Origin of the sequence: Rhizorhabdus argentea (assembly GCF_037861105.1) — a bacterium.
In the GTDB taxonomy this organism is placed as follows: domain Bacteria; phylum Pseudomonadota; class Alphaproteobacteria; order Sphingomonadales; family Sphingomonadaceae; genus Rhizorhabdus; species Rhizorhabdus argentea.
The window spans coordinates 41,804-65,433 of sequence record NZ_JBANFK010000002.1 but is presented as its reverse complement, the minus strand read 5'-3'; the positions used below and the strand labels follow the sequence as shown (position 1 = coordinate 65,433).

The 23,630-nt window shown below is 63.9% G+C and carries 21 protein-coding genes, 1 tRNA gene and 1 pseudogene; 11 read left to right on the top strand and 12 right to left on the bottom strand.

Annotated elements, in window-relative coordinates:
- Nucleotides 1-5: 5 nt before the first annotated feature.
- Together AAC645_RS01865 and AAC645_RS01860 are read left to right on the top strand one after the other, a co-directional pair.
- Nucleotides 6-962: an IclR family transcriptional regulator gene (locus tag AAC645_RS01865; RefSeq protein WP_340313683.1), complete on the top strand. Its 957-nt coding sequence runs from the start codon at nt 6-8 to the stop codon at nt 960-962.
- Between the two features lie 34 nt (nt 963-996).
- Complete coding sequence (locus tag AAC645_RS01860; RefSeq protein ID WP_340313411.1) at nt 997-1,734, top strand: IclR family transcriptional regulator; 738 nt, start codon at nt 997-999, stop codon at nt 1,732-1,734.
- Here AAC645_RS01860 and maiA read toward each other — a convergent pair.
- From maiA to AAC645_RS01840, 4 genes are all read right to left on the bottom strand, one after another.
- Nucleotides 1,731-2,372, bottom strand: a complete 642-nt coding sequence (gene maiA, locus AAC645_RS01855; RefSeq protein WP_340313409.1) for a maleylacetoacetate isomerase — start codon at nt 2,370-2,372, stop codon at nt 1,731-1,733. The two genes, AAC645_RS01860 and maiA, sit on opposite strands and share 4 nt — an antisense overlap.
- Nucleotides 2,369-3,688 carry a fumarylacetoacetase gene (gene fahA, locus AAC645_RS01850; RefSeq protein WP_340313408.1) on the bottom strand — a complete coding sequence of 440 codons (1,320 nt, stop codon included), beginning with the start codon at nt 3,686-3,688 and terminating at the stop codon, nt 2,369-2,371. Before fahA ends, maiA begins: the two co-directional genes overlap by 4 nt.
- Nucleotides 3,685-4,959, bottom strand: coding sequence for a homogentisate 1,2-dioxygenase (hmgA, locus tag AAC645_RS01845; RefSeq protein WP_422785788.1), 1,275 nt, complete (start codon nt 4,957-4,959; stop codon nt 3,685-3,687). The genes fahA and hmgA overlap by 4 nt, the downstream gene beginning before the upstream one ends.
- Nucleotides 4,960-5,092: 133 nt before the next feature.
- Nucleotides 5,093-5,338, bottom strand: coding sequence for a hypothetical protein (locus AAC645_RS01840; protein WP_340313405.1), 246 nt, complete (start codon nt 5,336-5,338; stop codon nt 5,093-5,095).
- A 175-nt stretch (nt 5,339-5,513) separates the two neighbouring features.
- Here AAC645_RS01840 and AAC645_RS20360 point away from each other — a divergent pair, with 175 nt between their 5' ends.
- Nucleotides 5,514-5,627 (top strand): hypothetical protein, encoded by a 114-nt coding sequence (locus AAC645_RS20360; protein WP_422785787.1) that lies wholly within the window; start codon nt 5,514-5,516, stop codon nt 5,625-5,627.
- Between the two features lie 242 nt (nt 5,628-5,869).
- Nucleotides 5,870-6,355 carry a hypothetical protein gene (locus tag AAC645_RS01835; RefSeq protein WP_340313403.1) on the top strand — a complete coding sequence of 162 codons (486 nt, stop codon included), beginning with the start codon at nt 5,870-5,872 and terminating at the stop codon, nt 6,353-6,355.
- On the opposite strand, the gene AAC645_RS01830 is transcribed toward AAC645_RS01835, so the two are convergent.
- From AAC645_RS01830 to AAC645_RS01825, 3 genes and pseudogenes are all read right to left on the bottom strand, one after another.
- Entirely contained in the window at nt 6,352-7,263 is a 912-nt protein-coding gene (locus tag AAC645_RS01830) for a site-specific integrase (RefSeq protein ID WP_340313401.1), read from the bottom strand. The two genes, AAC645_RS01835 and AAC645_RS01830, sit on opposite strands and share 4 nt — an antisense overlap.
- A 387-nt stretch (nt 7,264-7,650) precedes the next feature.
- A pseudogene (locus AAC645_RS20355) lies at nt 7,651-7,833 on the bottom strand (DUF6538 domain-containing protein); the annotation flags it as partial.
- A gap of 149 nt (nt 7,834-7,982) precedes the next feature.
- A tRNA-Thr gene (locus tag AAC645_RS01825) sits at nt 7,983-8,058 on the bottom strand.
- 169 nt (nt 8,059-8,227) lie between these two features.
- Between AAC645_RS01825 and AAC645_RS01820 the strand changes: the two genes are divergently transcribed.
- The 3 genes from AAC645_RS01820 (at nt 8,228) to AAC645_RS01810 (ending at nt 14,916) form a co-directional block, all read left to right on the top strand.
- Complete coding sequence (locus tag AAC645_RS01820; RefSeq protein WP_340313400.1) at nt 8,228-9,463, top strand: PAS domain-containing protein; 1,236 nt, start codon at nt 8,228-8,230, stop codon at nt 9,461-9,463.
- 190 nt (nt 9,464-9,653) lie between these two features.
- Nucleotides 9,654-14,315 (top strand): NAD-glutamate dehydrogenase, encoded by a 4,662-nt coding sequence (locus AAC645_RS01815; RefSeq protein ID WP_340313399.1) that lies wholly within the window; start codon nt 9,654-9,656, stop codon nt 14,313-14,315.
- Nucleotides 14,316-14,361: 46 nt separating this feature from the next.
- Entirely contained in the window at nt 14,362-14,916 is a 555-nt protein-coding gene (locus tag AAC645_RS01810) for a DUF4337 family protein (protein WP_340313398.1), read from the top strand.
- A gap of 43 nt (nt 14,917-14,959) precedes the next feature.
- On the opposite strand, the gene AAC645_RS01805 is transcribed toward AAC645_RS01810, so the two are convergent.
- Complete coding sequence (locus AAC645_RS01805) at nt 14,960-15,406, bottom strand: hypothetical protein (protein WP_340313397.1); 447 nt, start codon at nt 15,404-15,406, stop codon at nt 14,960-14,962.
- Nucleotides 15,407-15,984: 578 nt separating this feature from the next.
- On the opposite strand from AAC645_RS01805, the gene AAC645_RS01800 reads away from it, so the two are divergent.
- Entirely contained in the window at nt 15,985-16,971 is a 987-nt protein-coding gene (locus AAC645_RS01800; RefSeq protein WP_340313396.1) for a ferredoxin reductase domain-containing protein, read from the top strand.
- Between the two features lies 1 nt (nt 16,972).
- Here the strand turns inward: AAC645_RS01800 and AAC645_RS01795 are convergent, their stop codons facing one another.
- From AAC645_RS01795 to AAC645_RS01780, 4 genes are all read right to left on the bottom strand, one after another.
- Nucleotides 16,973-17,200 (bottom strand): ribbon-helix-helix domain-containing protein, encoded by a 228-nt coding sequence (locus AAC645_RS01795; protein WP_340313395.1) that lies wholly within the window; start codon nt 17,198-17,200, stop codon nt 16,973-16,975.
- 11 nt (nt 17,201-17,211) lie between these two features.
- Nucleotides 17,212-17,934: an acetoacetyl-CoA reductase gene (gene phbB / locus AAC645_RS01790; protein WP_340313394.1), complete on the bottom strand. Its 723-nt coding sequence runs from the start codon at nt 17,932-17,934 to the stop codon at nt 17,212-17,214.
- Nucleotides 17,935-17,996: 62 nt separating this feature from the next.
- A complete protein-coding gene (gene hemH / locus AAC645_RS01785) occupies nt 17,997-19,037 on the bottom strand; it encodes a ferrochelatase (RefSeq protein WP_340313393.1) in 1,041 nt (346 codons plus the stop codon).
- A complete protein-coding gene (locus AAC645_RS01780) occupies nt 19,034-21,289 on the bottom strand; it encodes a xanthine dehydrogenase family protein molybdopterin-binding subunit (protein WP_340313392.1) in 2,256 nt (751 codons plus the stop codon). The genes hemH and AAC645_RS01780 overlap by 4 nt, the downstream gene beginning before the upstream one ends.
- A gap of 82 nt (nt 21,290-21,371) precedes the next feature.
- On the opposite strand from AAC645_RS01780, the gene AAC645_RS01775 reads away from it, so the two are divergent.
- The 3 genes from AAC645_RS01775 (at nt 21,372) to rpsI (ending at nt 23,585) form a co-directional block, all read left to right on the top strand.
- Nucleotides 21,372-22,442: a COX15/CtaA family protein gene (locus tag AAC645_RS01775; protein WP_422785780.1), complete on the top strand. Its 1,071-nt coding sequence runs from the start codon at nt 21,372-21,374 to the stop codon at nt 22,440-22,442.
- A gap of 106 nt (nt 22,443-22,548) precedes the next feature.
- A complete protein-coding gene (gene rplM / locus AAC645_RS01770) occupies nt 22,549-23,028 on the top strand; it encodes a 50S ribosomal protein L13 (protein WP_340313389.1) in 480 nt (159 codons plus the stop codon).
- Complete coding sequence (rpsI, locus tag AAC645_RS01765) at nt 23,028-23,585, top strand: 30S ribosomal protein S9 (RefSeq protein ID WP_340313388.1); 558 nt, start codon at nt 23,028-23,030, stop codon at nt 23,583-23,585. The genes rplM and rpsI overlap by 1 nt, the downstream gene beginning before the upstream one ends.
- The last annotated feature ends 45 nt before the right edge of the window (nt 23,586-23,630 follow it).

Below are 23,630 nucleotides of genomic sequence, written 5' to 3'. Positions count from 1 at the left end.
TGGACATGGGGGCCATTATATTGGGCGGCTTCAGCGCTAGCGACAGAAGCTATCCTTGCCATAAGGCCTTGACGCTGCGATGGCGCGGGGTTGATGCTGCTGACGTCAAATCGGGTTTTGGCCGGGAGGGGGAAGCATCGCCCCACGCCGGAGGTAAGGGTGTTCGCGTGGGTGCTGAAGGGCGCGGAGTTCAGTCGATAGAGGTCGGCGCCCGTATATTGGAGGCGATCGCGGCCGCGGGCGACCTTGTGATGTTGCGCGACATCGCTCTGGAAGCCGGCATTGCGTCGGCTCAGGCGCATCCATATCTCGTGAGTTACCGTCGCTGCAATCTCGTCGAGCAGGATGAAGAGTCCGGCCGCTACCGCTTGGGACCTCTTGCGTTGCAACTGGGGTTGGCCCGATTGCGCAGCTTCGACCCACTGAAAGCCGCTGGCGAGGCGGCCGCGCAATTTGCAGCTGAGACGGCAATGTCGGTCGCTATAACGGTCTGGGGCGCCTATGGACCGACCGTCGTACAAATGCACGAGGGTTCGGATCAGATTCACACGGCGCTTCGGCCAGGGACGGTCTTTTCGCTGACGGGTTCGGCAACTGGCCGAATATTCTGCGCCAATCTCGGAGCCGAGATCATCGTTGAAGCGATCAGGGCTCAGAAAGCAGAGAAATTCCCATCGCGCATTGTCGGCTCGATCTCCGATTTCAAGTCGATCAAATCAGAACTGCTGAAAATTCGTGAACATGGCTATGCGACGACAACATCGGACCCTATCCCCGGCATCAGCGCGATATGCGCGCCGATATTCGAAACGGGAGGCGAATTGACGGGCGCAATCACGGTGATCGGACCGGCGCTTTCCTTCAATCTCGACCCCTCCGCCGCATTGGTTCGCGGGGTCATTGACCTGGCGAACGCGATTTCCGCCAGAGCGGGATATCAACGTCCCGCCAGCTTCGCATGACGTCCGGAACTCAGACCAGCGTGAGCCGAAATAGATGAGCAAAAGCGCGGGACGGGGCATCCAGTCTGTCGAGGTAGGGAACAGGTTGTTGCTTGCCCTTATGCGGTCGGGTTCGCCGATGATGCTGCGGGATCTTGCTTATGAAGCCAAAATCGGCGCCGCTCAGGCCCATGCCTATCTGACCAGTTTTCGCAGAGCCGAGCTGGTGGAGCAGGAGCCGACGAGCGGCCGATATATCCTTGGCCCCGCGACCAACCGGCTGGCCAGCGCGCGGATGGCGACCTTTGATCCCATGTCGAAAATCAACGCTCTGGCCCCGGATTTCGCGCATTCGCTCGGTGTCATGCTCGCATTGCTGGTGTGGGGACCGGTCGCGCCCACGGTCTATCGCGTCCATGACTCCAGTCAGGTCGTCAATACCAACCTTCGGCCGGGCACGACATTCAATATTCTCAGCTCTGCTGCCGGAAGAATTTTCGGCGCGTTCGACACCTCGCCTGCGGTGACGGAACGCCTTGCCTTTGAACTGGCCAGCGTAACCGGGGACGGCGCAAAGGAGGCGTTCGATTCAGCCATCGCTCAGATCCGCCGGTCCGGCTATGCGGTCATGATCGAAAGCCCGGTCCCGGGATTATCATCGATCGCGGCGCCAGTCTTGCGGAATGGCGAGTGCATATTGGTCGCCATGATCATCGGATCGAGAGCGGCATTGGAGGCGCAGGGCGCCAACAGCCCGGCCGAAGCGCTGCTGGCGTTTACCCGCACGGCCTAGGAAATGTCGGCGTCCGGCTGGGCTGCAGGATGGGCAGCGCCGAATGCCGACACCAGCTCTGCCGCGCCGCTCACCTTTTGCACTAGAGGGAAAGGACTCAGGTCGACCTTGAAACGGTGAGCGGAATAGACCTGTGGGACGAGGTAGCAATCGGCCAGCGTCGGCGTATCGCCGAACGCAAAGGCGCCGGAATAACGCGCCAGCATTTTTTCAAGCGCTGAAAACCCCTCGCCGATCCAGCGTGCGATCCACGCATCGATTTGATGCTGCTGCACGTTCAGATCCACCTTGAGATAATCGAGGACACGTAAATTGTTCAGCGGATGAATGTCGCAGCCGATCATGGCGGCCATTGTGCGGACAATGGCGCGATCGTCACTGGAGTCTGGTAGCAATGGTGGCAACGGATATCGTTCTTCCAGCCATTCGAGAATTGCCGGACTTTGAATCAGGACATTCCCGTTGTCTGTCTCCAGCGCCGGCACGAGATGCTGCGGATTGATGACGCCATAGTCGGCGCTCTTGTGGGCGGATGTCCGCAGATCATGCGTGATCTGGCCAAACGACAAGCCCTTGAGGCCAAGCGCGATCCGGGCACGATAGGACGCGCTGGACCGCCAGTAACCGTGGAGGATCACGGCGCGACGCCGCCGTCGTGGATCAGGCCGGTGCACTCCCCAAACCCGATCGAAACGAAGCCGTCCGCCTCGCACGTCGCGGTGAGGATCAACTCATCGCCACCTTCGAGGAAGGCCCGGCTTTCGCCCGTGGGCAGTTCTATCGGCGTGGACCCATTGCGCGTGATCTCCATCAGGCTTCCCAGACCGTCACTCGTCGAAGCCGATATGGTGCCCGTGCCGAGCAGGTCGCCGGCCTGGAGATTGCATCCGTTGCACGTGTGATGCGCGACCATCTGCGCGATCGTCCAGTACATGTTGGATGCCGGGCCACGGCCGATGCGATAGATATTCATTCCGGAGGCCGCCATGGCCTTGCTTCGCACGCCGACTTCCAAGGTGAGCGCTAATGCGCCATGCGCCTGATCGACCTCATCCCACAGATAGGGGAGCGGTCTGGGATCACTCTCGGGACGCGCCGGCTGCGGGATGCGGAAAGGCGCGAGCGCTTCGGCCGTTATGATCCATGGGGAGATGGTGGTCAGGAAGTTCTTCGCCACGAACGGCCCCAAAGGCTGGTATTCCCATGCCTGAAAGTCCCGCGCTGACCAGTCGTTCAGCAGGCAGAGGCCGGCAATGTGCGCGCTTGCTTCGCTAATGGGGATCGGCTGGCCAAGCTCGTTGCCCGGCCCGATCCATACGCCCAGTTCGAGTTCGTAATCGAGTTTCTGCGTCGGCCCGAAAAAGGGCATTTCCGCCTCCAAAGCCTTGCGCTGGCCGGTCGGTCGCTGAACCGCAGTGCCCGATGGACGGATGGAGGACGCGCGTCCGTGATAGCCGATCGGTATATGCTTGTAATTGGGAAGCAGCGGATTGTCGGGCCGAAACATCGATCCGATATTGGTCGCATGATGGATACCGACGTAGAAGTCCGTGTAGTCGCCGATCCGTCCGGGCAAGTGCATCGCCGCGGCGGACTGGGCGATAAGCATCGGGACAACCCGCGCACTCTGGTCCGCGTTCGACAGCAGGGCCGAAACCGCCTTCCTCAGCGCGATCCGAGCTTGCGCCCCCATTTCGAGCAGCGCGTTGAGTTGCGATCCTGCTGCCGCTTCAGCTGCAAGTTGCGCATCGCCCTGCAGAAGTTGCGATGCGGCAAGTGCCTTCAAATCGAGAATCAAATCACCGATGGCAATGCCGCCGCGCGGCGTGTCTCCGGCTACCGAGAAGATCCCCAGGGGAAGGTTCTGGATGGGGAAACAGGCATGTCGATTCGCGCTTTCGATCCAGCTCGTCCTCAGTGGATCATGGGTTTCGTCAATCGCTGGCCTGGTCATTTTGGCAACTCCGCCTTGGTAAATCCGGACCAGACTTCATCATAGTCGGATTGGCATTCAGGAAGGCCCAGCGCCTGCGCGGTCGGACAGATGATGAAGCGGCTTTCGAACATGAACGCCATCGTATTTTCGATCTTGTGCGGTTTCAGGTCCGCCGCAACGGCCTTTTCGTAACTGGCCCTGTCCGGGCCATGGCCGTTCATGCAATTGTGCAGCGAGGCGCCGCCGGGCCGGAAGCCAACGTCCTTCGCATCATAGGATCCGTGAATTAGCCCCATGAACTCACTCATGACGTTCCTGTGAAACCAGGGCGGCCTGAACGTGTCCTCGCCCACCATCCAGCGCGGCGGGAAAATGACGAAGTCAATATTGGCTGTCCCCGGCATGTCGCTCGGGCTGGTCAGGACGGTGAATATTGACGGATCGGGATGGTCGTAGCTCACCGTGTTGATGCTGTTGTACCGGCTCAAATCATATCGATACGGCGCGAGATTGCCGTGCCAGGCAACCACATCGAACGGCGAATGGTCCAGCGTCGTGGTCCACAGGCGGCCGCAGAATTTTTGCACAATCTCGAACGGCTCGTCGATGTCCTCGAACGAGGCGACGGGTGCCTCGAAATCGCGAGGATTGGCCAATCCGTTGGCTCCGATCGGGCCAAGGTCAGGAAGGCGCAACAGAGCGCCATTATTTTCGCAGACATAGCCGCTTGCCGCGCCATCCGGCAAGGAAACGCTGAACCGCACGCCACGTGGGATGACCGCAATCTGTTGCGGCTCTATCTCGATGACACCGAGTTCGGTCTTGATTTCCATCCTGCCGGATGCGGGGACGATCAGCATTTCGCCGTCGCTGGAGAAGAAGGCGCGGCGGTCCATGTCGCGGCTGGCGGAAAACAGGTGGATACCCATTCCCGCGCCCGCTGCCACATCGCCGTTGCCGCCAATCGTCACGAGGCTGTCGATGAAGTCAACGGGGCCCTCGGTCGCCCGAATGGGATCCCAACGGAGCCGGTTTGGCGGTGTCGGAGTGGCGAACGGGCCAGAATTGAAGCGTGCGTTCTTCTCGTAAACCGAAAAGGGCCCGTGGCTCGCAGCGGGCCGAATGCGATAGAGCCAACTGCGCCGATTTTCACTGCGTGGCGCCGTGAATGCCGTGCCGGAAAGCTGTTCCGCGTAGAGGCCGAACAGAACCTTCTGCGGCGAGTTTCTGCCCAGCGGAAGGGCGCCGGCGATCGCCTCGGTTGAGACGTGGTTGCCAAATCCGGCAATGTATTCGCGCAATGTGATGCTCCAGCGAAGTCCTCGGCTAAGACGAGTTAGGCCGCGCCGACACGTAGTGCCACCGCCTAGCCCCCGGCGCACGCGTGGCGCAACAGAAATTTGCCAATAGCAAATCGATTCGTCATTTCCTCGGTGAACCGAGTGCACTCGGAGATGACCATGTTTGCTGACGGGCATAGCCTTTGTGCGAACGCGGGCCGGCCGTCTCCCGCTCGATCTTCTGGATATATTCGTCAGCGACCAGCTTGAATGTCGTCTTCGCGGCCATCTCCGCCTCCAGCTTGCGCTGGCGCTTTTCTTCAACCGGATCGATACCTTCCTCAAGCTGATTGCGTGCTTCGTCGCGCGCCTTGCGGGCGTCCTGCAACGAGACGTCCGGGAACGAGCCGAAGGAAAGTTCTTCTCGACCCCGAATTTCCTGAACCGGAAACGCCAGAGGAGGGAGCCGCTAGGCTGCACCAGGAGATAGAGACCTTTTGCGTCCGCGACCTTATCGCGTCCGCATTCCGGCCGATCTGCGGCAGGTAGTCGGCGCCACGCATGTGAACCGTTCCCTCCGCACAGCTTCATTTCCCGTCGCGACACGGTTGGTCAGGACGATGGCTTACGAGGTCGAGCGACATTTTGAAGATGTGCGGTCTGGAAAAGTAGGCTAGACGAGCCATGATGTTTAGCTCTACTTGCCCGCCTAAGAATATCAACCACACGGCGCCGTAGGCTATTCTAGTCGGTACGCACTACTGTCCTGCTTCCGTGTTAACTACGTCTTTTCCTCACTCGAATTGAGTACGCGCTACCTCGATTTCGCAGTTATCACCAAAGGAGATTTCGAGCATACTCGCGACTCCGATTTGCATCGAGTGCTAACGAGACGGAATTAACCGGAAGGAGTTGTCGCATGATACGCACAAACCTAGCGGCGCTCATTGCGGCCGGGTTCATCGCCACTCAAGGCCAAGCAAATCCGATTTCAATATCGTGTTATAACCCCCACATGGACGCGCAGATGAATGCTAATGACCGGCTTCCAAACGGTTACGGTCAAGCGTCATCCGCACGAGTGCAAATAAACATCCATCAGGACCCTGGTCCCGGTGTTCTGTTTATGGACAACAGCAATCATGCAGTCTGCACCGGCACACTTAAAGAGGCTGGCACGATCACCGGTGGCAAGGTCGTGATCGTACCTGGGGCCGCATACACAGCAGGTGGTGATGAGCAGAAACACGATGGTAGCTATATCAAGAGATTTGTTTCAACTCAGTCGAAGATAATCGACAATAAGAATATCCAGTTCGATGTCATTTTCGATGACAATGATGCAAACTGGAGCGGAACAATTAATGTTAATTTTATTGTCCAGTATCAGCCCTACACGCCTTAAAAGAGTGGATGAGGCCGGTTCGAGCCAACTGGCCCGATTTCGGCCTCGAATCGTATTCCGCCGCTATTATTTCGCTGTGGGGCGTCCCCAAAATCATAGAGGTGAGTCAGGTCCAAGTCTGGATAGCAGATCATCGAGATGGCTTTGTGGAGGTGATCTGCGCTAAAGCCTTTGCCATACTGATCAGCAACCGCACCCGCTGCCGAGCCGGACGAGGTGCCCCATCCACCAAGAGTAAGAGCGACTTCGCGCTCCACCCTCGCTGCTCGAAGAGCGTCGCGAAACGAATGCCGGGCCGAGTGGAAGCAGGTTCGCTCTGCATTTGCTCCGCAGGAAACTAGATAACGAGCGAACCACACCGAGAATTTTCCTGAATATCGCCCATATCGGTCCGGCATTAGCTCTGGGAAAAGCCTCACGTCGGCCGCGCCTTGCCGAGCCGCGACATATCTGGCAAAGCCAATACGAATTAGCATCGGATGGACAGGCACGAGGCGAGCGCTGGCGCTTGTTTTCAAATGCTTTGCATCCGCCTCGTCGGCGCAAACGGCGAAGCATATAACGCCATCGACTTCTTGGATATCCGAAGTGAGAAGCTGGCATATCTCGCCTTGCCTCATTCCGGAAAACAGGGCGATCAGAGGTATCCAGAACCTCGCCCTTCTTGGCCGTTCAGGGCCAACCTGAGCGTAGCCGTTTTGGTCATTACGACAACCCCTGTATAGCGGCGCATTGAACATGCGTGTTAGCTGATCGGATGAGAATGGGAGCCGCTTATCACGGGCCGCGACGGTCTCAGCGACGCGTAAGCCCCTTGCCGGATTCCGCGTGACGATTTCTTCGCGCACAGCCCAATTAAGCAGCGTCGAAAATTTATTCATATATTCGTTGCAATTGGCGGAACTCATTGATGAGATTCCCTCCGATCGCGCCTTCGCTACCGCCTCCTGAGGCGAAAGCTTGGGCCACCTCTTGCGTGCGTTTGGTGGAAGGTCGCGAAGCACGGAAAGGACATTCCGACAAACTTCGCGCGTGATCGAGACGAGCGGAATATCAGGCCCGATTATCGCTAGGATGGTTGCGAAGGTCGTTCGATAGAGGTGCAGGCTCTTAGCGGTTCGACGAGACGTAGGGTCGCCGAGATACCGCTCGCAGGCTTCGGCAGCAGTGACGGGCGGAGGCACATCTCGCGGTTCGAGCTTGGGGGGCTGAAAGATCGCTCGTGCAGCACCGACCGGTGGTGAAGTCGTAGCCTGATCAATCCCCTCCCCTCTCATAGCAGACCGCACATCTTCAAAATGTCGCTCGACCTCGTAAGCCATCGTCCTGACCAACCGTGTCGCGACGGGAAATGAAGCTGTGCGGAGGGAACGGTTCACATGCGTGGCGCCGACTACCTGCCGCAGATCGGCCGGAATGCGGACGCGATATTGATAAATTGCGCCTCGACGCCAAAGCCCTGAGAAGCGCCTGTGCATCTTATGTGTGATACAGTTCGCGTCGGGCTTTCTTGAATTATCTGAGATAGTTGACCCCGTTTTTGGGGGCTTCGTGTGCGACACCCGTGTGCCGCAGTCACGACTCGACCGTTGATTAAACGGTTGTTTTTCAACGATTTTGTGGTGGATGGTGCCGCTTACAGGACTCGAACCTGTGACCCCCGCATTACGAATGCGATGCTCTACCAACTGAGCTAAAGCGGCTAACCGGAGGGCGGCCATTAACAGCGGTTGCCGGCTTGTTCAAGCGCCCGGTCGCGGTGGCCTCGAAAGGATTTCGCCGCCTTTACCAATCCTCAACCCGCTACGGGCATGGTCGCGGTCATATGGCGTCCTGCGGGAACAGGGGCGCCGCTGTGCCAGGGGCCCGAACATGGAAGATTATCGCTCGTTCAATGCAGAGGATCTCGCGGAGTGGGATTTTCCCGCCGCCGATGAACCCTGCATGGATATGCCGCCGATGATCGGCGCCGATGAGCGGCGCATGCATGTCCGCGCCTATGAAATGTGGCTGTCGCTGCTCGATGGCCGTGATTATCCGGCAATCGCCGATCTCGATTCGGAGGCGCTCGGCGAGTTCGGCGCCTATTCGGTACTGCTCGACTTCTCGGTCGACCGGGTCAATCCGACGATCGCCTATCTCGGTCGCGCGTTGCGCGAGGAAGGCGGACTGACGGCGGACATCGAATCGGTCGCGGACGTCCCGGCCCGCACCGTACTGTCGCGCCTGACCGGCCATTATAGCGAGATACTCGACAACCGCGCGCCCGTCGGCTTCGAGGCCGAGTTCATCAGCCAACGTGGCCAGCCGATGCTGTATCGCGGTATCCTGATGCCCTATTCGTCGAACGGCAAGCTGATCGATCTGATCCACGGCGTGATCAACTGGAAGGAAGCCGCGGAACAGACGCTGGCACCCGATATCCTCGAGGCGGTGACCACCGCCTTTGCCGGGCCTGCGCGCACGCCTACCGAGCTCGTCACCACCAGCGACCACGCCGCCGTGGCGGTCGCGGGCGAACTTCCCGCACTTGCCGAGCTGGTCGACGATGCACGCGCCCTGGCGGGCGAGGCGCGCGACTGCGAAGGCCGCACCCGCCACGCGCTCTATCGTGCTCTCTCCTTCGCCTATGACGTCGCGCTGGCCGCCGAAATGGACCCGGACGGCCTTGCGTCGCTGCTCGCCGGCGCCGGCATCGTGCCGCAGGCGCGCGCACCGATGACGCCGATCGTCAAGCTGGTGTTCGGCCGCGATTATGACCGCAAGCGACTCACCGAGTTCGCCGCGGTGCTCACCCACGCCCGCCGGCTGTGCCTTGCCGCCGGCCAGGTAGAGCAATGGCTGGCCGGCCTCGCCGGCGGGATCAAGGCTGTAGTCGCCGCCGAGCGCGGCGAGCGCCGCCCTGCCCTGAAGGTCGATCGGGTCCAGTCCGCAAGGATGATGCTGGGCAGCGCCCTGCCCCGCGCGATCGTCGACCTCGGCGATGTCGAGGGCGACATCATGCTGCTCGTCGCCCGGCGTGAAGCCGACGGAAAGGTGGCGATCGTTTCGCGCCCGATCATCGAGCGCGGCCTTGTGGACAAGGCGCTGCAGCGCTTCATCGCCTGACAAAGTTGGCCTCGGACGCCGTCACGGTCAGGAATGACCGGCGCGGGCGACTATCCGCACGTCCATTGCGAATGTCGGACGAACGATGCCGACTGCTTGTGGCCGCCATGCCACGGGTCCATATCGAGCCGTCATCCCCATCCGAGCAGCCCGGCCCGAGCCGGGACAGGGGAAGCAGGAGCGGTGCTTCATGGACAGCAAGACCACGGTGCGCACGGCACCGGACAAGAATGATTTCACCGATACCTTCCAGAAGGCGCTGACCGCGGGCGCCCTGCCCGGCGAACTCGCGGATCTCGACGATGAGCAACTCGCCCAGGCGGCGGCCTATCTCGCCCAGACCGCGTTGCGGCGGCAGCCCGGCCATCCGGTCATCGCCATCCAGAGCATCGCCGGCCATGCCGACGGGCACCGGCTCATGCGGATCGCGGTGGTCAATGACGATATGCCGTTCCTCGTCGACTCGGTATCCGCCACCCTCGCCGCCCATGGGATCGAGATACGCCGGCTGCTTCACCCGGTCGCCGCGGTCCGCCGCGACGAGGACGGCAATCTGTCGGCGGTGCTTCCGCAGGGATCGACCGGCGAGCGCCGCGAATCGCTGATCTATCTCGAGGCCGAGCGGGTCGACGCGCGCGAGCGGCAGGAACTTGCCCAGGCCATCGCCGCCGTGCTGGCCGATGTCCGCGCCGCCGTGCGCGACTGGCCGCAACTGCAGGTCGCGATGCGCGACGATGCCGAACGGTTGCCCGATGGCGAAGGCGCGGCGCTGTTGCGCTGGATGCTGGACGGCAACCTCACGCTGCTGGGCCATCACGTCGCGCCAGTGAAGGGCGAGCCGCGCGACAAGCTGGGCATATTGCGCGTGTCCGACCGCGGGCTCTGGCGCGACCAGACGGCGAAGGCGGCCATCGCCTGGTTCGAGCAGGGCGGCGCTGCGCCGTTGCTGCTCAAGAGCGACTGCCGCTCCACCGTCCACCGCCGCTCGCCGCTCGACCTCGTCGTCGTGCCGGTGCGCCGGGGCAAGGAGGTGGTCGCGCTCTCGATCCACGCCGCCTTGTGGACCAGTGCCGCGCTGCGCGCGCCGACGGCCGAGATCCCGCTGCTGCGGACCCGCGTGGCCGCGATTGAGGAGCGGCTCGGCTTCGATCCCAGGGGTCATGCCGGCAAATCGCTCCACCACGCTTTGTCGGAACTGTCAGCCGACCTGATGCTCACCTTGCCCGCCGAGGCGCTCGAACGGGTTGCGCTGACCGCGATGTCGCTGATCGACCGGCCCCGCCCGCGCCTCGAGATAGCGCGCTCCACCCTCGGCGAACATCTCATTGCAATCGTCTGGCTGCCGCGCGAACTTCTGACGACGGCGCGCCGCGTCGCAATCGGCGAGATGCTGACCGAAGCGTCGGGCGCGACTCTGTCGAACTGGTCGCTGCACCTGGGCGAAGGCGATATCGCTCAGATCCGCTACATGCTCGATCTGCCGCCTGGGGCCGAGGATCCGGACAGCGCGCCGCTCGACGCGCGACTGACCGAGATGCTGCGCGGTTGGGAACCGGCGGTCGAGGCGCGGCTGGCCGAAATCGAGCCGCGCAGCCGCGCGGTGCGGCTTGCGATCGACTATGCCGCGGCCTTTCCGAGCGGCTACCGCACCCATTCGAGCCCCGCCGAAGCCGCCAGCGATATCCTGCGGCTGGCGGCGCTGGCCGATGGCGACGCGCGCAACTGCCGCCTCTACCGCAGCGACAAGGACCCCGAAAACCGGCTGCGGCTCAAGATCTATCGACGCGGAGGGCTGATCGCCCTCTCCGAGGCGGTGCCGGTGCTGGAGAATTTCGGCTTCCGGGTTCTCGAGGAAATCCCCACGGCGCTCGACGGCGGCCGAACCGATTTCGTCCACGAGTTCCGCGTGGATCTCGCCGACGCCGCGACGGCTTCCGCGGTGCTCGACCGCAGCACCGTCGCCGAAGCGGCGATCGCCGCAACGCTAGAAGGGCGGGCTGAAAACGACCTCTTCAATGAGCTGATCGTCACGGTGGGCCTCTCCCCGGACGAAGCGGTGCTGTTCCGCGCCTGGTTCCGCTATTTGCGGCAGACCGGCTTCGCCTACGGCCTCGGCACGGCTGTCGAGTCGCTCAAGAAGGCGCCCGACGTGGCGCGGAGCATCATCGCCTATTTCCGTGCCCTCCATCACCCGTCGCGCCGCGACAAGGGCGAGGCGGACCGCGTCAATGGCGAGATCGAAGCCGGCCTCAAGAAGGTCAGCGCAATCGACGACGACCGCATGCTGCGCCGATACCGCGCGGTCGTCCGCGCGACGCTGCGCACCAACGCTTTCTCGCCGGCGGCCACAGAGGCGCTTGCCTTCAAGATCGACTCCAGCGGCGTACCGGGCCTGCCCGCGCCGTTGCCGTGGCGCGAGATCTGGGTCTATTCGCCGCGGGTCGAGGGCATCCACCTGCGCGGCGGTCCGATCGCCCGCGGCGGCCTGCGCTGGTCCGATCGGCGCGACGACTTCCGCACCGAAGTGCTCGGGCTGATGAAGGCGCAGATCGTCAAGAATGCCGTGATCGTGCCGACCGGCGCCAAGGGCGGCTTCTATCCCAAGCAGCTCCCGCCGGCCGGCGACCGCGACGCCTGGCTTGCGGAGGGCACCGAGAGCTACCGGATCTTCATTCGAGCGCTGCTGTCGGTCACCGACAATATCGTCGAGGACAAGGTGGTGCACCCGGCCAAGGTCGTCATTCGCGATGGCGACGATCCCTATTTCGTGGTCGCCGCCGACAAGGGCACGGCCAGTTTCTCCGACGTTGCCAACGCTATCGCGATCGAACGCGGCTTCTGGCTCGGCGACGCGTTCGCCAGCGGCGGCAGCCACGGCTACGACCACAAGGCGATGGGCATCACCGCGCGCGGCGCCTGGGTTTCGGTGCAGCGGCACTTCGCAGAGATGGGCATCGACGTGCAGAACGACGTCATCCGCGTCGTCGGGTGCGGCGACATGTCGGGCGATGTGTTCGGCAATGGCATGTTGCTGTCGAAGACGCTCAAGCTGATCGCCGCATTCGACCATCGCCATATCTTCCTCGATCCCGATCCGGATCCCGCGAAGAGCCATGCCGAGCGCGCGCGCCTGTTCGCGCTGCCGCGATCGAGCTGGGCCGACTATAACGCCAGGCTGATTTCCAAGGGCGGCGGCATATTCCCGCGCGACCAGAAGGAAATCCCGATCTCGGCGCAGATGAAGGCCGCGCTCGACATCAGCGACGACCTGCTCGATCCGTCCGCCCTGATCGCGGCGATCCTGAAGAGCCCGGTCGACCTGCTATGGTTCGGCGGCATCGGCACCTATGTGAAGACGAAGTCCGAGACCAATGCCGAGGTCGGCGATCGCGCGAACGAGGCGCACCGGGTCGATGGCGAAGACGTACGGGCCAAGGTGATTGGCGAGGGCGCCAACCTCGGCGTGACCCAGGCCGGCCGCATCGCCTTCGGCCTCAAGGGCGGGCGAATCAACACCGACTTCATCGACAATTCGGCCGGCGTCGACTGTTCCGACAACGAGGTCAACATCAAGATCGCGCTCAATCGCGAGATGCTCGAAGCCCGGCTCGACTTCGACCAGCGCAACGATCTGCTGCAGCGGATGACCGCCGACGTCGCCCAGATCGTATTGGAGGACAACCGCCTCCAGACGCTGGCGCTGTCGCTTGCCGAACGCGGCGGCGCCGACGCGCTGCCGTCCCAGCTTCGGGTCGTCGAGATCCTGGAGGCCACCGGCCGGATCAATCGCAGCGTGGACGGCTTCGACAGCAACGACATGCTGCTGCGGCGTGCGCAGGACCATCATGGCCTCACGCGGCCGGAACTGGCGGTGGTGCTATCGCACGGAAAGCTCGCCCTGCAGGATGCGATCGAGAGCAGCGACCGGAACGCGGATCCGATGCTGACACCGCTGCTGCACGCCGCCTTCCCTTCAGCGATGCGCAAGGATTACGCGGATGCGATCGATGCCCACCGGCTGCGTCCGCAGATCATCGCCACCAAGATGTCGAACCGTGTCATCAACCGGCTCGGCATCGTCGCACCGTTCGAGATGGCGGAGGAGGAAGGCTGCTCGCTGGCTCAGGTTGCAGCGGCCTATTTCACCGTCGACACGTTGCTTGATCTCGAGCCGCTGTTCGAGCGGATCGAGCGCGCCGTCATCGGCGAGCAGGCGCGGCTCACCCTGCTCGACAGCCTCGCCGAGATCGGGCGGTCGCACGTTGCCGATCTGCTCCGCAGCATCGCGCCGGACACCGACATCGGCACGATGGTGGCAATGCTCCGCCCCGGCCTCACCAGGCTGGACAAGGCGCGCGGCGAGCTGATCAAGACCGAAGCGCGCCAGCAGTCCGACATGCTGCGCCAGCGGATCACCGCCGATGCGGTCGATCCGGCGCTGGTCGAGGCCGTCGTCCGGCTCGCCGAACTCGACGGCGCGATCGGCACGGCCGCGCTGGCGAGCGAGCTTTCGGCGGACGAGGTGGACGTCACCCGCGCCTATGTCGTGCTGGGCGAGGCGCTCGGGCTCGACTGGGCGAAGGCGGCCGCCGCGCGCTTCCGCAGCGCCGACGCCTGGGAGCGCCTGCTGGTCGCCGGGCTTACCCGCGAGTTCGGCCAGATCCGCCTCGATTTCCTGGCCCGCCGCGGCAGGAACGGCCCGGCCGCTGCCGTGAGCAAATGGCTGGAGGCGCATCAGGCACGCGCGGAGCAGTTCCGCCAGACGGTGGCCCGGGCTCGCTCGGCCGCCGCACCGACCGCCGCAATGCTCGCCCAGATCGCTGCTCAGGCGCGGACCCTGCTGATGCGGTGAACGTCGCTCTTCCGTTTCGCCGCCGCACGGGTAAGAAGGACGGCCTATGAGCGATGCGACAGAGTTGGCGGAAGGCAATGATCGCCGCCTCAATCGGCTGGTGGCGATCACTGTGGTGCTGCTGTCGGTCGCGATGGCGGTCGGCAAGATCAAGGACGACAATATCGTCCAGGCCATGCAGGCGGCACAGGCGGACAAGATCGATCGCTGGGACGAATATCAGGCGACCCGGATCAAGGCGCACGACCAGCGGATCGCCGCCGAGCTGCTTGGCCAGTTCCCCGCCCAAAAAGCCCAGCAGGGCGCGCTCGATGCTGCAGCATCCGCGACGCGCCATGATGACGAGTCAGCGACGCTCAAGCGCCAGGCGATCGAAGCGCAGGCCGACTACGACCGACTGGGATATCGCGACGATCAGTTCGATCTGTCCGACGGCTTCCTTTCGATCGCGGTGGCGGTAGCGGCCATCGCCGCCCTGGTGGAGAGCATGGCGGTACTCGGCATCAGCTGGACGGCAGCCGGCTTCGGGCTGTTGTTCCTCATCGCCGGATATGACGGCCTGCCGATCCATCCCGACCGGCTCGTCTCGTTCCTGACCTGAGACGACAGGGCGGCGGCCCCGATCGAGCCGCCGCCATTTCAGACTATTTCAAAATCGCTTCGCGCAGCATCATGTCGCCAAGGATGGTGCGGATGGCGCCGCGGGCCGCCTGCTGTTGCGAAGCCTGGGGCAGCGGGCCGTTGACCTTGGCCATGGTCGCATAAACCTCGGCGGTCGATCGGTCGAACGCGGCCATGTTGGCATATTCGGTGGCGAGGATGATGTCGGGCTCGTCCTTGCGCGGATCGGTGACGAGCAGCACCTTGTACGACAGGATATAGCCGGCTTTCTTGAGCGCCTCCTGCTGCGGCTTCCACTTCGTCGAGAGCCAGCTCATATAGTCGTCGAAATGACCGTCCAGGGTCTTGATCTGGCCGAAGTCCCAAACGCTTCCGTTCTGGAAGGACGGAGCATTCTCGTCGGCGGCGGCCATGGCGGGGACGGCTGCCGTCAAGGCGAGGGCGGCGAACATCAAAGGCAAGGTGCGCATGTGCTTACTCCATCGATTGGTGGACGGTCAGCAAAGCAACGGAATCTTGCGCCCTGCAGCGGCAGCGCGCATCCATATTGATAGAATCAGGGTGCGCCTTCGCCGCATAGTCGTCAACGATCGACCGGCTGCAGGGAGGGCCGGAAATCGTTACGGGCAAACTAGGCGCGAAGGGTTGCGGCGGTCGAGGCCAGCGGCTGGACCAGCTGCGCAGCATAGACAACGAACATCATTCCGGCCCCTCAATGGACATGCCGATCGCATCCGTAACAAAGCCGGCTGATCCGAGACATACAGCGTTTTCGACACACTCCGATGCGGTGGTCGCGCCTGATCAGCTTAAGTCATTGTCACACCGCGTATTACGCGCCTATTGTGGGAGCGCAGGGGACGCCTCGGATGATTTGCCGACCATCGCGGGGGAGGTCGGCCATGATCCTCGGCCATTGCCCCTCGCCTGCGGCTGATGGGAGGCAGCGGCCGATGTGCATGACTGCAAGGGGAGATGGCCCCGCATTTCCTTTCCCCACATGCACCATGCAGTCGATGCCATTTGAACGGCACCGGCAGGTGTACCGGTGAGCGGCTTCAACTACATCATGCTCGCCCTGGCGGGCATTGCGATACTCCTGTTCGTGATCGTGCTGGCGATATTGGTACCGCGTACACGCGGGAGGGGCGGATTCGAACCCGCCGAGCCCCGACGCGCACCACAAACACCATCACCGCGCCCAGCGGCTGTCCTGCCCATAACCGCGCCCGCGCCCGCAGTGTCTCGCCCGGATCATCCCCTCTACGCGCCATGGCGCTTGATCGAGCGCAATCTGGCCAATTCCGGTTCGGCTGGCGGACCGCTGTTCCGGCTACGGCTGGTGCCCGAAGGCGTGTTGCCCGCATGGCGCGCTGGCGCCATCGCACGCATTTATTGCGGACCCGCCGCGGAGGTTCTCGAGCAGCCTGCTTCCGCCGCGGCGCCGGCAGGCGACTATATGGTCGGATCGCTTCCCGCGGAGAACGCGGTCGACTTGGTGGTCCGGCTTTGCCCGGGCAGCAGCCCCAACGAGGGCCGCCGGTCGCGCTGGCTGTGCGAGGATCTCCAGACCGGCCAGCAGGTTGCGCTCCTCCTGCGCGAGGAGCCGGACTTCTTGCCCCCTCCCGACGCCGTGCCGCTGATCCTGATCGGAAACGCCACCGGGCTCGCGGGTTTGCGGGCGCACATCAAATCCCGGCCGCCGGGCACGCGCAATTGGCTGATCTTCGGGGATCGCAACAGCGCCGATGACCAGGTGATGGCGGTCGAGATCTCCGACTGGGTGTCGAGCGGCCACCTCGGGCGCTGCGATCTCGTCTTTCCGGGTGATGGCGAGGAACCGCGGCTCGTCACCGACCAACTGGAGGACGCAAAAGCGCCTTTGCTCGACTGGGCGCTGGCGGGCAGCGCGATCTATGTCTGCGGGAGCAGATCTATGGGCGATGACGTTCATGCCGCGCTGACCAGACTTCTCGGGGGCGAGGTGCTCGAAGTGCTGGCCGAGGCTGGGCTGTACCGGCGCTTGCTCTACTGATTCAATCGATCGCGGCCGCCCTGCGGAAGAGCCATACCCGGATCGCACTGGCGAGATTTGGCAGATCCTCGTCGGCAACCCGCTCCGCATCGATCCGGGCCACCAGTGCGTTCAGCGGCAGGGCTTCGTCGGCCGCAGCACGGACGAGCGCTTCCCAGAAGATCGGCTCCAGCGTGATGGAGGTGGCATGCCCGGCTATGTTGACCGAACGCTTGACGGGACCTGCCACCCCCGAAGGCCTCAATACATGTGCTGCCCGCCGTTGAGCGACATCGTCGAGCCGGTGACGAAACCCGCATCCTCCGCACACAGGAAGAGTACACCGCGGGCAATCTCCTCCGCATGGCCGAGGCGGCCGACCGGCACCTTGGCGATGATCTTGGCGAGCACTTCCTGCGGGACTGCGGCGACCATATCGGTGTCGATATAGCCGGGCGCGATCGCGTTGACCGTCACCCCGGCCTTGGCGCCTTCCTGTGCCAGCGCCTTGGTGAACCCATGGATACCCGACTTGGCAGCGGCATAGTTCACCTGGCCATATTGACCCGCCTGGCCGTTCACCGAACCGACATTGACGATACGGCCCCAGCCGCGCGCGCGCATGCCGGGGAAGGTCGCCTTCGCCATATTGAAGCAGCCGCCGAGATTGGTGTCGATGACCGCTTTCCAATCGTCATAGCTCATCTTCAGGATGATGCCGTCGCGCGTGATGCCGGCATTGTTGACGAGGATATCGACGGGGCCGAGTTCAGCCTCGACTTGTTGCACCCCGTCGAGGCAGGCCTGATGATCGGCGACGTCCCATTTGTAGCTCCTGATGCCGCTCGCCGCCGTGAACGCCTTGGCGCGTTCGTCATTGCCGGCGTAGTTGGCGGCGACGGAGATTCCGGCGTCTCTCAGCTTGAGGCTGATCGCCTCGCCAATTCCACGGGTTCCGCCGGTAACGATTGCCACACGCGCCATCACGTCTCTCCCTTAGATTCGAGCCGATGCTAGAACCTCACGGTGCGAAACGAAACCGCGAATTATAGGTATTTGTCGGTAGCCAAAGCCTTTGTTTCCGCCGTCAACCAGCCCTCCAGTTCGCCCCCGATGAGCCGTTCCAGCATGGCGATGCCGGCTGCGCTGTCGTTGAGGCAAGGCAGGTAGGCGAAGCGCTCCCCTCCAGCGGAGCGGAATTGCTCGCTCCCTCGTATCGTGAGCTCTTCCAGCGTCTCGAGGCAATCGGCTGCGAAGCCGGGGGCAACGACGGCGATCCGCCGGATGCCTTCCGCTCCCAACCGGGCGAAGGTCGCCTCGGTCGAAGGCTCCAGCCAGCGTGCCCGTCCAAAGCGCGACTGGAAGGAGATCACCAGATCGCGTCCCAAAGCCTCGCCCAGCAGTCTGGCGGTTTTGTGGCAGTGGCAGTGATAGGGATCGCCGAGCTCGAGTGTCCGTCGCGGCATGCCGTGGAAGCTCGCGACGATCGCTTCGGGCGTGAAGTCCAGGCTTGCCAGGCTGTCGCGCACCGACGCGGCAAGCGCATCGATATAGGCCGGATGGTCATGATAGGGGGGCAGGATGCGCAAGGCCGGTTGCCAGCGCATCGCCGCGATGGCGGCAAACGCGGCATCGGTGACGCTGGCGGTCGTAGCGCCGCAATATTGCGGATAGAGCGGCGCCAGCAATATCCGTTCGCAGCCCTGCGCCTTCAGCGCGGCGAGCCTCTCGGCAATCGCCGGCTGTCCGTAGCGCATCGCGTGATCGACGATCACCCTGTCGCCGAATTTTTCGCTCAATGCCGATGCCTGCCGAACGGTGATCACAGCCAGCGGCGAGCCGGCTTCGGTCCAGACCTGGCTATAGGCATGCGCCGACCTGCGCGGTCTGATGTTCAGGATGATGCCGCGCAGGATCGGCTGCCAGAGCAGCGACGGGATCTCGACGACGCGCGGGTCCGACAGGAACTCGGCCAGATAGCGCCGCACCGCCGCTGGTGTCGGGGCATCGGGTGTGCCCAGGTTGACGAGCAATACGCCGATCTGCGGCGTCGGCACCCGGGGATGCCCGTCGGGATATCGGTTCATGCGTCGGATAGCCTCAGCGGCAGATGACGCAAACGCTTGCCGGTGGCGGCGAAGACCGCGTTGGCTATGGCCGGCGCAACCGGCGGCACCGCAATCTCACCGGCACCGCCGGGCGGCAGATCCGAGGCGATGATCTTCACGCGTATCTCCGGCGTATCCGCGAGAGAGGGCAGGCCAAGGCCGTCGAAATTCTGCGCGGTCACCATGCCATTCCGCAGAGAGATTGCCGTGCCGAGGCCATTGGCGAGGCCCCAGACGACGCCGCCCTCGATCTGTTGCCGGACGATATCGGGATGGATGACCCGGCCGAGATCGGCAACCGCCGTAATAGTCGATACCCTGATCCGGTCGCCCTCGACCCGGGCCTCGGCGAGAATCGCGACATGGCTGTCGAAACAGCTGTGCACCGCCAGCCCTTGGCCGATGCCGGGCTCGCCCCCCTGCCAGGCCCCGATCGAAGCGGCCATCTGAAGGCAGCGCGCAAGCCGGGGCTGCTGGCTCAGCGCCTGCATCCGGAAGGAAAGAGGATCGAGCCCGGCGCTCAGCGCCAGTTCGTCGATGAAGCTCTCGGTGAAGAACGCGGTATAGCTGTTGGCGACCGACCGCCACGCGCCGGTCGGCACCCCGGTCGCGACCGCCGCGTGGTCGACGGCGAGCGCGGATATCGCATAGGGCGGTACCGCTCCTTCGATCGCGCCGCGCTCGGGCCCGTAGCTGGCCTTCGCCGGTTTGCCCAGAATCCGATCGAACATCTCCGACGCCGTCGATGGCGCAGCGATTTTCGCGGACCAGGCCGCGATCGAACCACCCGGACCTACGCGCGCCTTCATCCGCGCGAGGGCGGGCGGGCGGAAGCGGCTGTGCTGGATATCCTCGCGGCGTGGCCAGACCAGCTGGACCGGCTTGCCGATCTTGCGCGCCAGGATTGCCGCCTCGACAGCGGCGTCGACCTCGGTCTTGCGGCCAAATCCGCCCCCGATGAGCGTGGGGTAGATGATGACGCGGTGCTCGGCCAGGCCGACGGCTGACGCAACCGCGGTGCGAGTCAACGGCACAGCCTGCAACGGCGCCCAGATCTCGAGCTCGTCCTCCTGGAAGCGCGCAGTGGCGGTCAGCGTCTCCATCGGAGCGTGCGCCAGCATCGGCGCCGAATAATTCGCACTGATCACGCTTGGCCCGCTCAACGCCGCATCGGGATCGCCGCGCTCGCTGAAGCGCTTGACGTCTTCGCCATCGAGAGCCGCCGCCAGTGCACGCTCTACGGTGCGGTCGTCCGGGCGCGGTCCCGATGTTTCGAACTCCACGGCGAGCGCCTGCAGGCCGCGATCCGCGGCCCACCAGTTGGTGCCGACGACGGCGACCCAGCCCGGATTGGTGACCACGGCCATCACCCCCGGCGTCGCCTCGGCATCGGCCGTCGTCATCTTGACGGGACGCGCGCCGCCATAGGGGCCATGCGCGATCGACGCATAGACCATGCCGGGCAAGCGGACGTCCGCGCCGAACTGCGCCGATCCGTCGACCTTCGCCGGCAGATCCAGCCGAGGCACCGACTGACCGACCAAGGTCCGCTCGGCCACAGTCCTGAGCGTCACCGGGTTGGGCGGAACGAGACGAGAGGCTGCCTGGGCCAGTTCGCCGAAGCGAAGCCGGTCGCTCCCGCGCACGACGAAGCCTCCTTCGGTGTTGCAGGCTTTCCAGTCGATGCCCCAGCGTTCCGCGGCTGCCATGCACAAGAGGCTGCGTGCCGCCGCTCCCGCCTCGCGCAGCCGGGTTTCGAAGTTGCGGATCGAGGAAGAGGCCCCGGTGAGCGTCAGGTTGTTCCGCATCGCGACCTCGCGCGCCGCCCAGTGGCCAATCCCCTGCATCCATGCGGGCAGGCGATGCTCGACCTCCGCGTCGATCGGCATGCTGTTGGCGTAGAGCGGGTTGATTGGCGCCGGCTCCACGCCGACGGTGCGCCAGTCGGCGCCCAGTTCATCCGCCAGGATTTGTGGCATCGCGGTGTAGACGCCCTGCCCCATCTCCGCCTGCGGCACGGCTACGATGACCCGCCCGTCCGCACCGATCTTGAGGAAAGCATTGAAGATGCTTTCGCCCGGCGCCGCGACCAGATTGGGAGCATAATGACGCGGCCACACCGCCCAGCCGACCAGCAGACCCGCCGCCGCCCCGCCGCCGACCAGCAGCTTGCGCCTGGTGATGCCGCCAGCCTTACCCGGCTCTCTCTCCCGATCGACGCGTTCGTGCATGATGGCATGATAGGGAGCCGCGCAAGAGGAAGCCAGAGCGACTTCCGCTTGAATGGCGTTGAAGAAGGCGCATCGGTGGCGCATGAGCGCGCGCATGTCGTTGCTGTCCCGACCCGCCGCTCCATCCCCCCGCCCTGCTGCGCTCGCCAACTGGCTGCTGCTCGTCGCGGCGCTTGTGTTCGCCATCGTGGTGGTCGGCGGGATCACCCGGCTGACCGAGTCAGGCCTGTCGATCACCGAGTGGAAGCCGATCCGCGGCATCGTCCCGCCGCTGAACGACGCCGAGTGGCAGGCCGAGTTCGATAATTACAAGACGATCCCGCAATATGCCGCCTTCAACCTCCACATGACGCTGGCGGGCTTCAAGTCGATCTACTTCTGGGAATATCTCCACCGGCTGCTCGCACGCGGCATCGGCGCCGTGCTGGCCGGCGTCATGCTGGCCGCATGGTGGAAGCGCGCGATCCCCGCCCGCTATGGCTGGCGGATGATCGCGATCTTCGCGCTCGGCGGGCTGCAGGGCCTGATCGGCTGGTGGATGGTCTATTCGGGCCTGTCGACACGGACCGAGGTCAGCCATATCCGCCTCGCCACCCATCTGCTCGCCGCGCTGCTGATCTTCTCGGCGCTGCTATGGACCGCGCTCGACCTCCGTCGCCTCGCCCGCGATGGCAGCGCCCGGCCGGCCCGGCTCTCTGGCCTCGCCCTCGCGGCGCTGCTGATCCTGGCCGTGCAGATCATGCTGGGGGCGTTCGTGGCCGGACTGCGCGCCGGCTATGCCTTTGCGAGCTGGCCGAAGATGGGCGAGGACTGGTTTCCCGCGGGGGGATGGAACCCGGCGCTCGGTTTCGCCAATCTCCATGACAATCCGATCGTGGTGCAGTTCGCCCATCGCTGGTGGGCCCTGGTCGCCGCCCTTGCCGCTCTGGCCGTGGCCGGCGCCGCACGAAGCGCCGGCGCGAAGGGTCCGGTTTATGCCGTTGCGACCTTCATCCTGCTCCAGATCGGGCTGGGTATCGCGACACTGCTGACCGGAGTAGATCTGCATGTGGCGGTCGCGCACCAGGCCGTCGCGGTGCTGCTGCTGGGCTCGGTGCTGTGGGCTGCGCACGCCCTGCCGCCGAGAAGGTATCATGATACCTCATTAAAATAAGCCCATTTTTCTTGACTCTTTCGACGTTCCTGCGCATTAGCGCGCCGTCAACGCCGCTCCGCGATGGGCGGCGTCATTCGTTTGTGAAACAAGAAGGTCCAAGCCCATGAAGGCGCTGATGAAGACCACCAAGGTGGCGACACCGCATACGGTGGAAAAGAAGTGGCACATCGTTGATGCGGAAGGGCTCGTCGTCGGCCGCGCCGCTTCGATCATCGCCAACATCCTGCGTGGCAAGCACAAGCCGAGCTACACTCCGTTCATCGATTGTGGTGACAATGTCATCATCATCAACGCCGAGAAGGTCCGCTTCACCGGCAAGAAGCTGAGCCAGAAGGTTTATTACCGGCACACCGGCTATGCCGGCGGCATCAAGGAAGCCCATGCGGACAAGATCCTCGAAGGCCGCTTCCCCGAGCGCGTGCTCGAGAAGGCGATCGAACGCATGATCCCGCGCGGCCCGCTGGGCCGCCAGCAGATGCGCAACCTGCGCATCTTCAAGGGCGCCGAGCATCCGCATGAAGCCCAGAACCCCGAAGTCCTCGACATCGGGTCGATGAACCGCAAGAACAAGGTGGGCGCATAATGTCCGATAATCGCCAGTCCCTTTCCGATCTCGCCTCGCTGACCGGCGCGGCTGTAGAGCCCGTCGCCGCCACCGGCGAAGCTGCCCCGGCCTACACCACCGACGAGGGCCCCGCCGCCCCGACGCCGATCGTCTCTACGATGCCGCTGCGCGAGCAGATCATCGACGCGCAGGGTCGTGCATACGCCACCGGCCGCCGCAAGGACGCCGTGGCCCGCGTGTGGATAAAGCCGGGCACCGGCAAGATCACCGTCAACGGCCGCGACCAGGAAGTCTATTTCGCGCGTCCGACGCTGCGTCTCGTCATCAACCAGCCGTTCGGTGTCGCCGAGCGTCAGGGCCAGTATGACGTGATCTGCACCGTCAAGGGCGGTGGCCTTTCGGGCCAGGCGGGCGCGGTCAAGCATGGCATCAGCCAGGCGCTGACCAAGTATGAACCCGTCCTGCGCGCGCCCGTCAAGGCCGCCGGCTTCCTGACCCGCGACAGCCGCGCTGTCGAGCGCAAGAAGTACGGCCGCGCCAAGGCACGCCGCAGCTTCCAGTTCTCGAAGCGCTAAGAGCGATATCAAGCTGGGCTATGCCCAGCGGCTCGGAGATCGCGG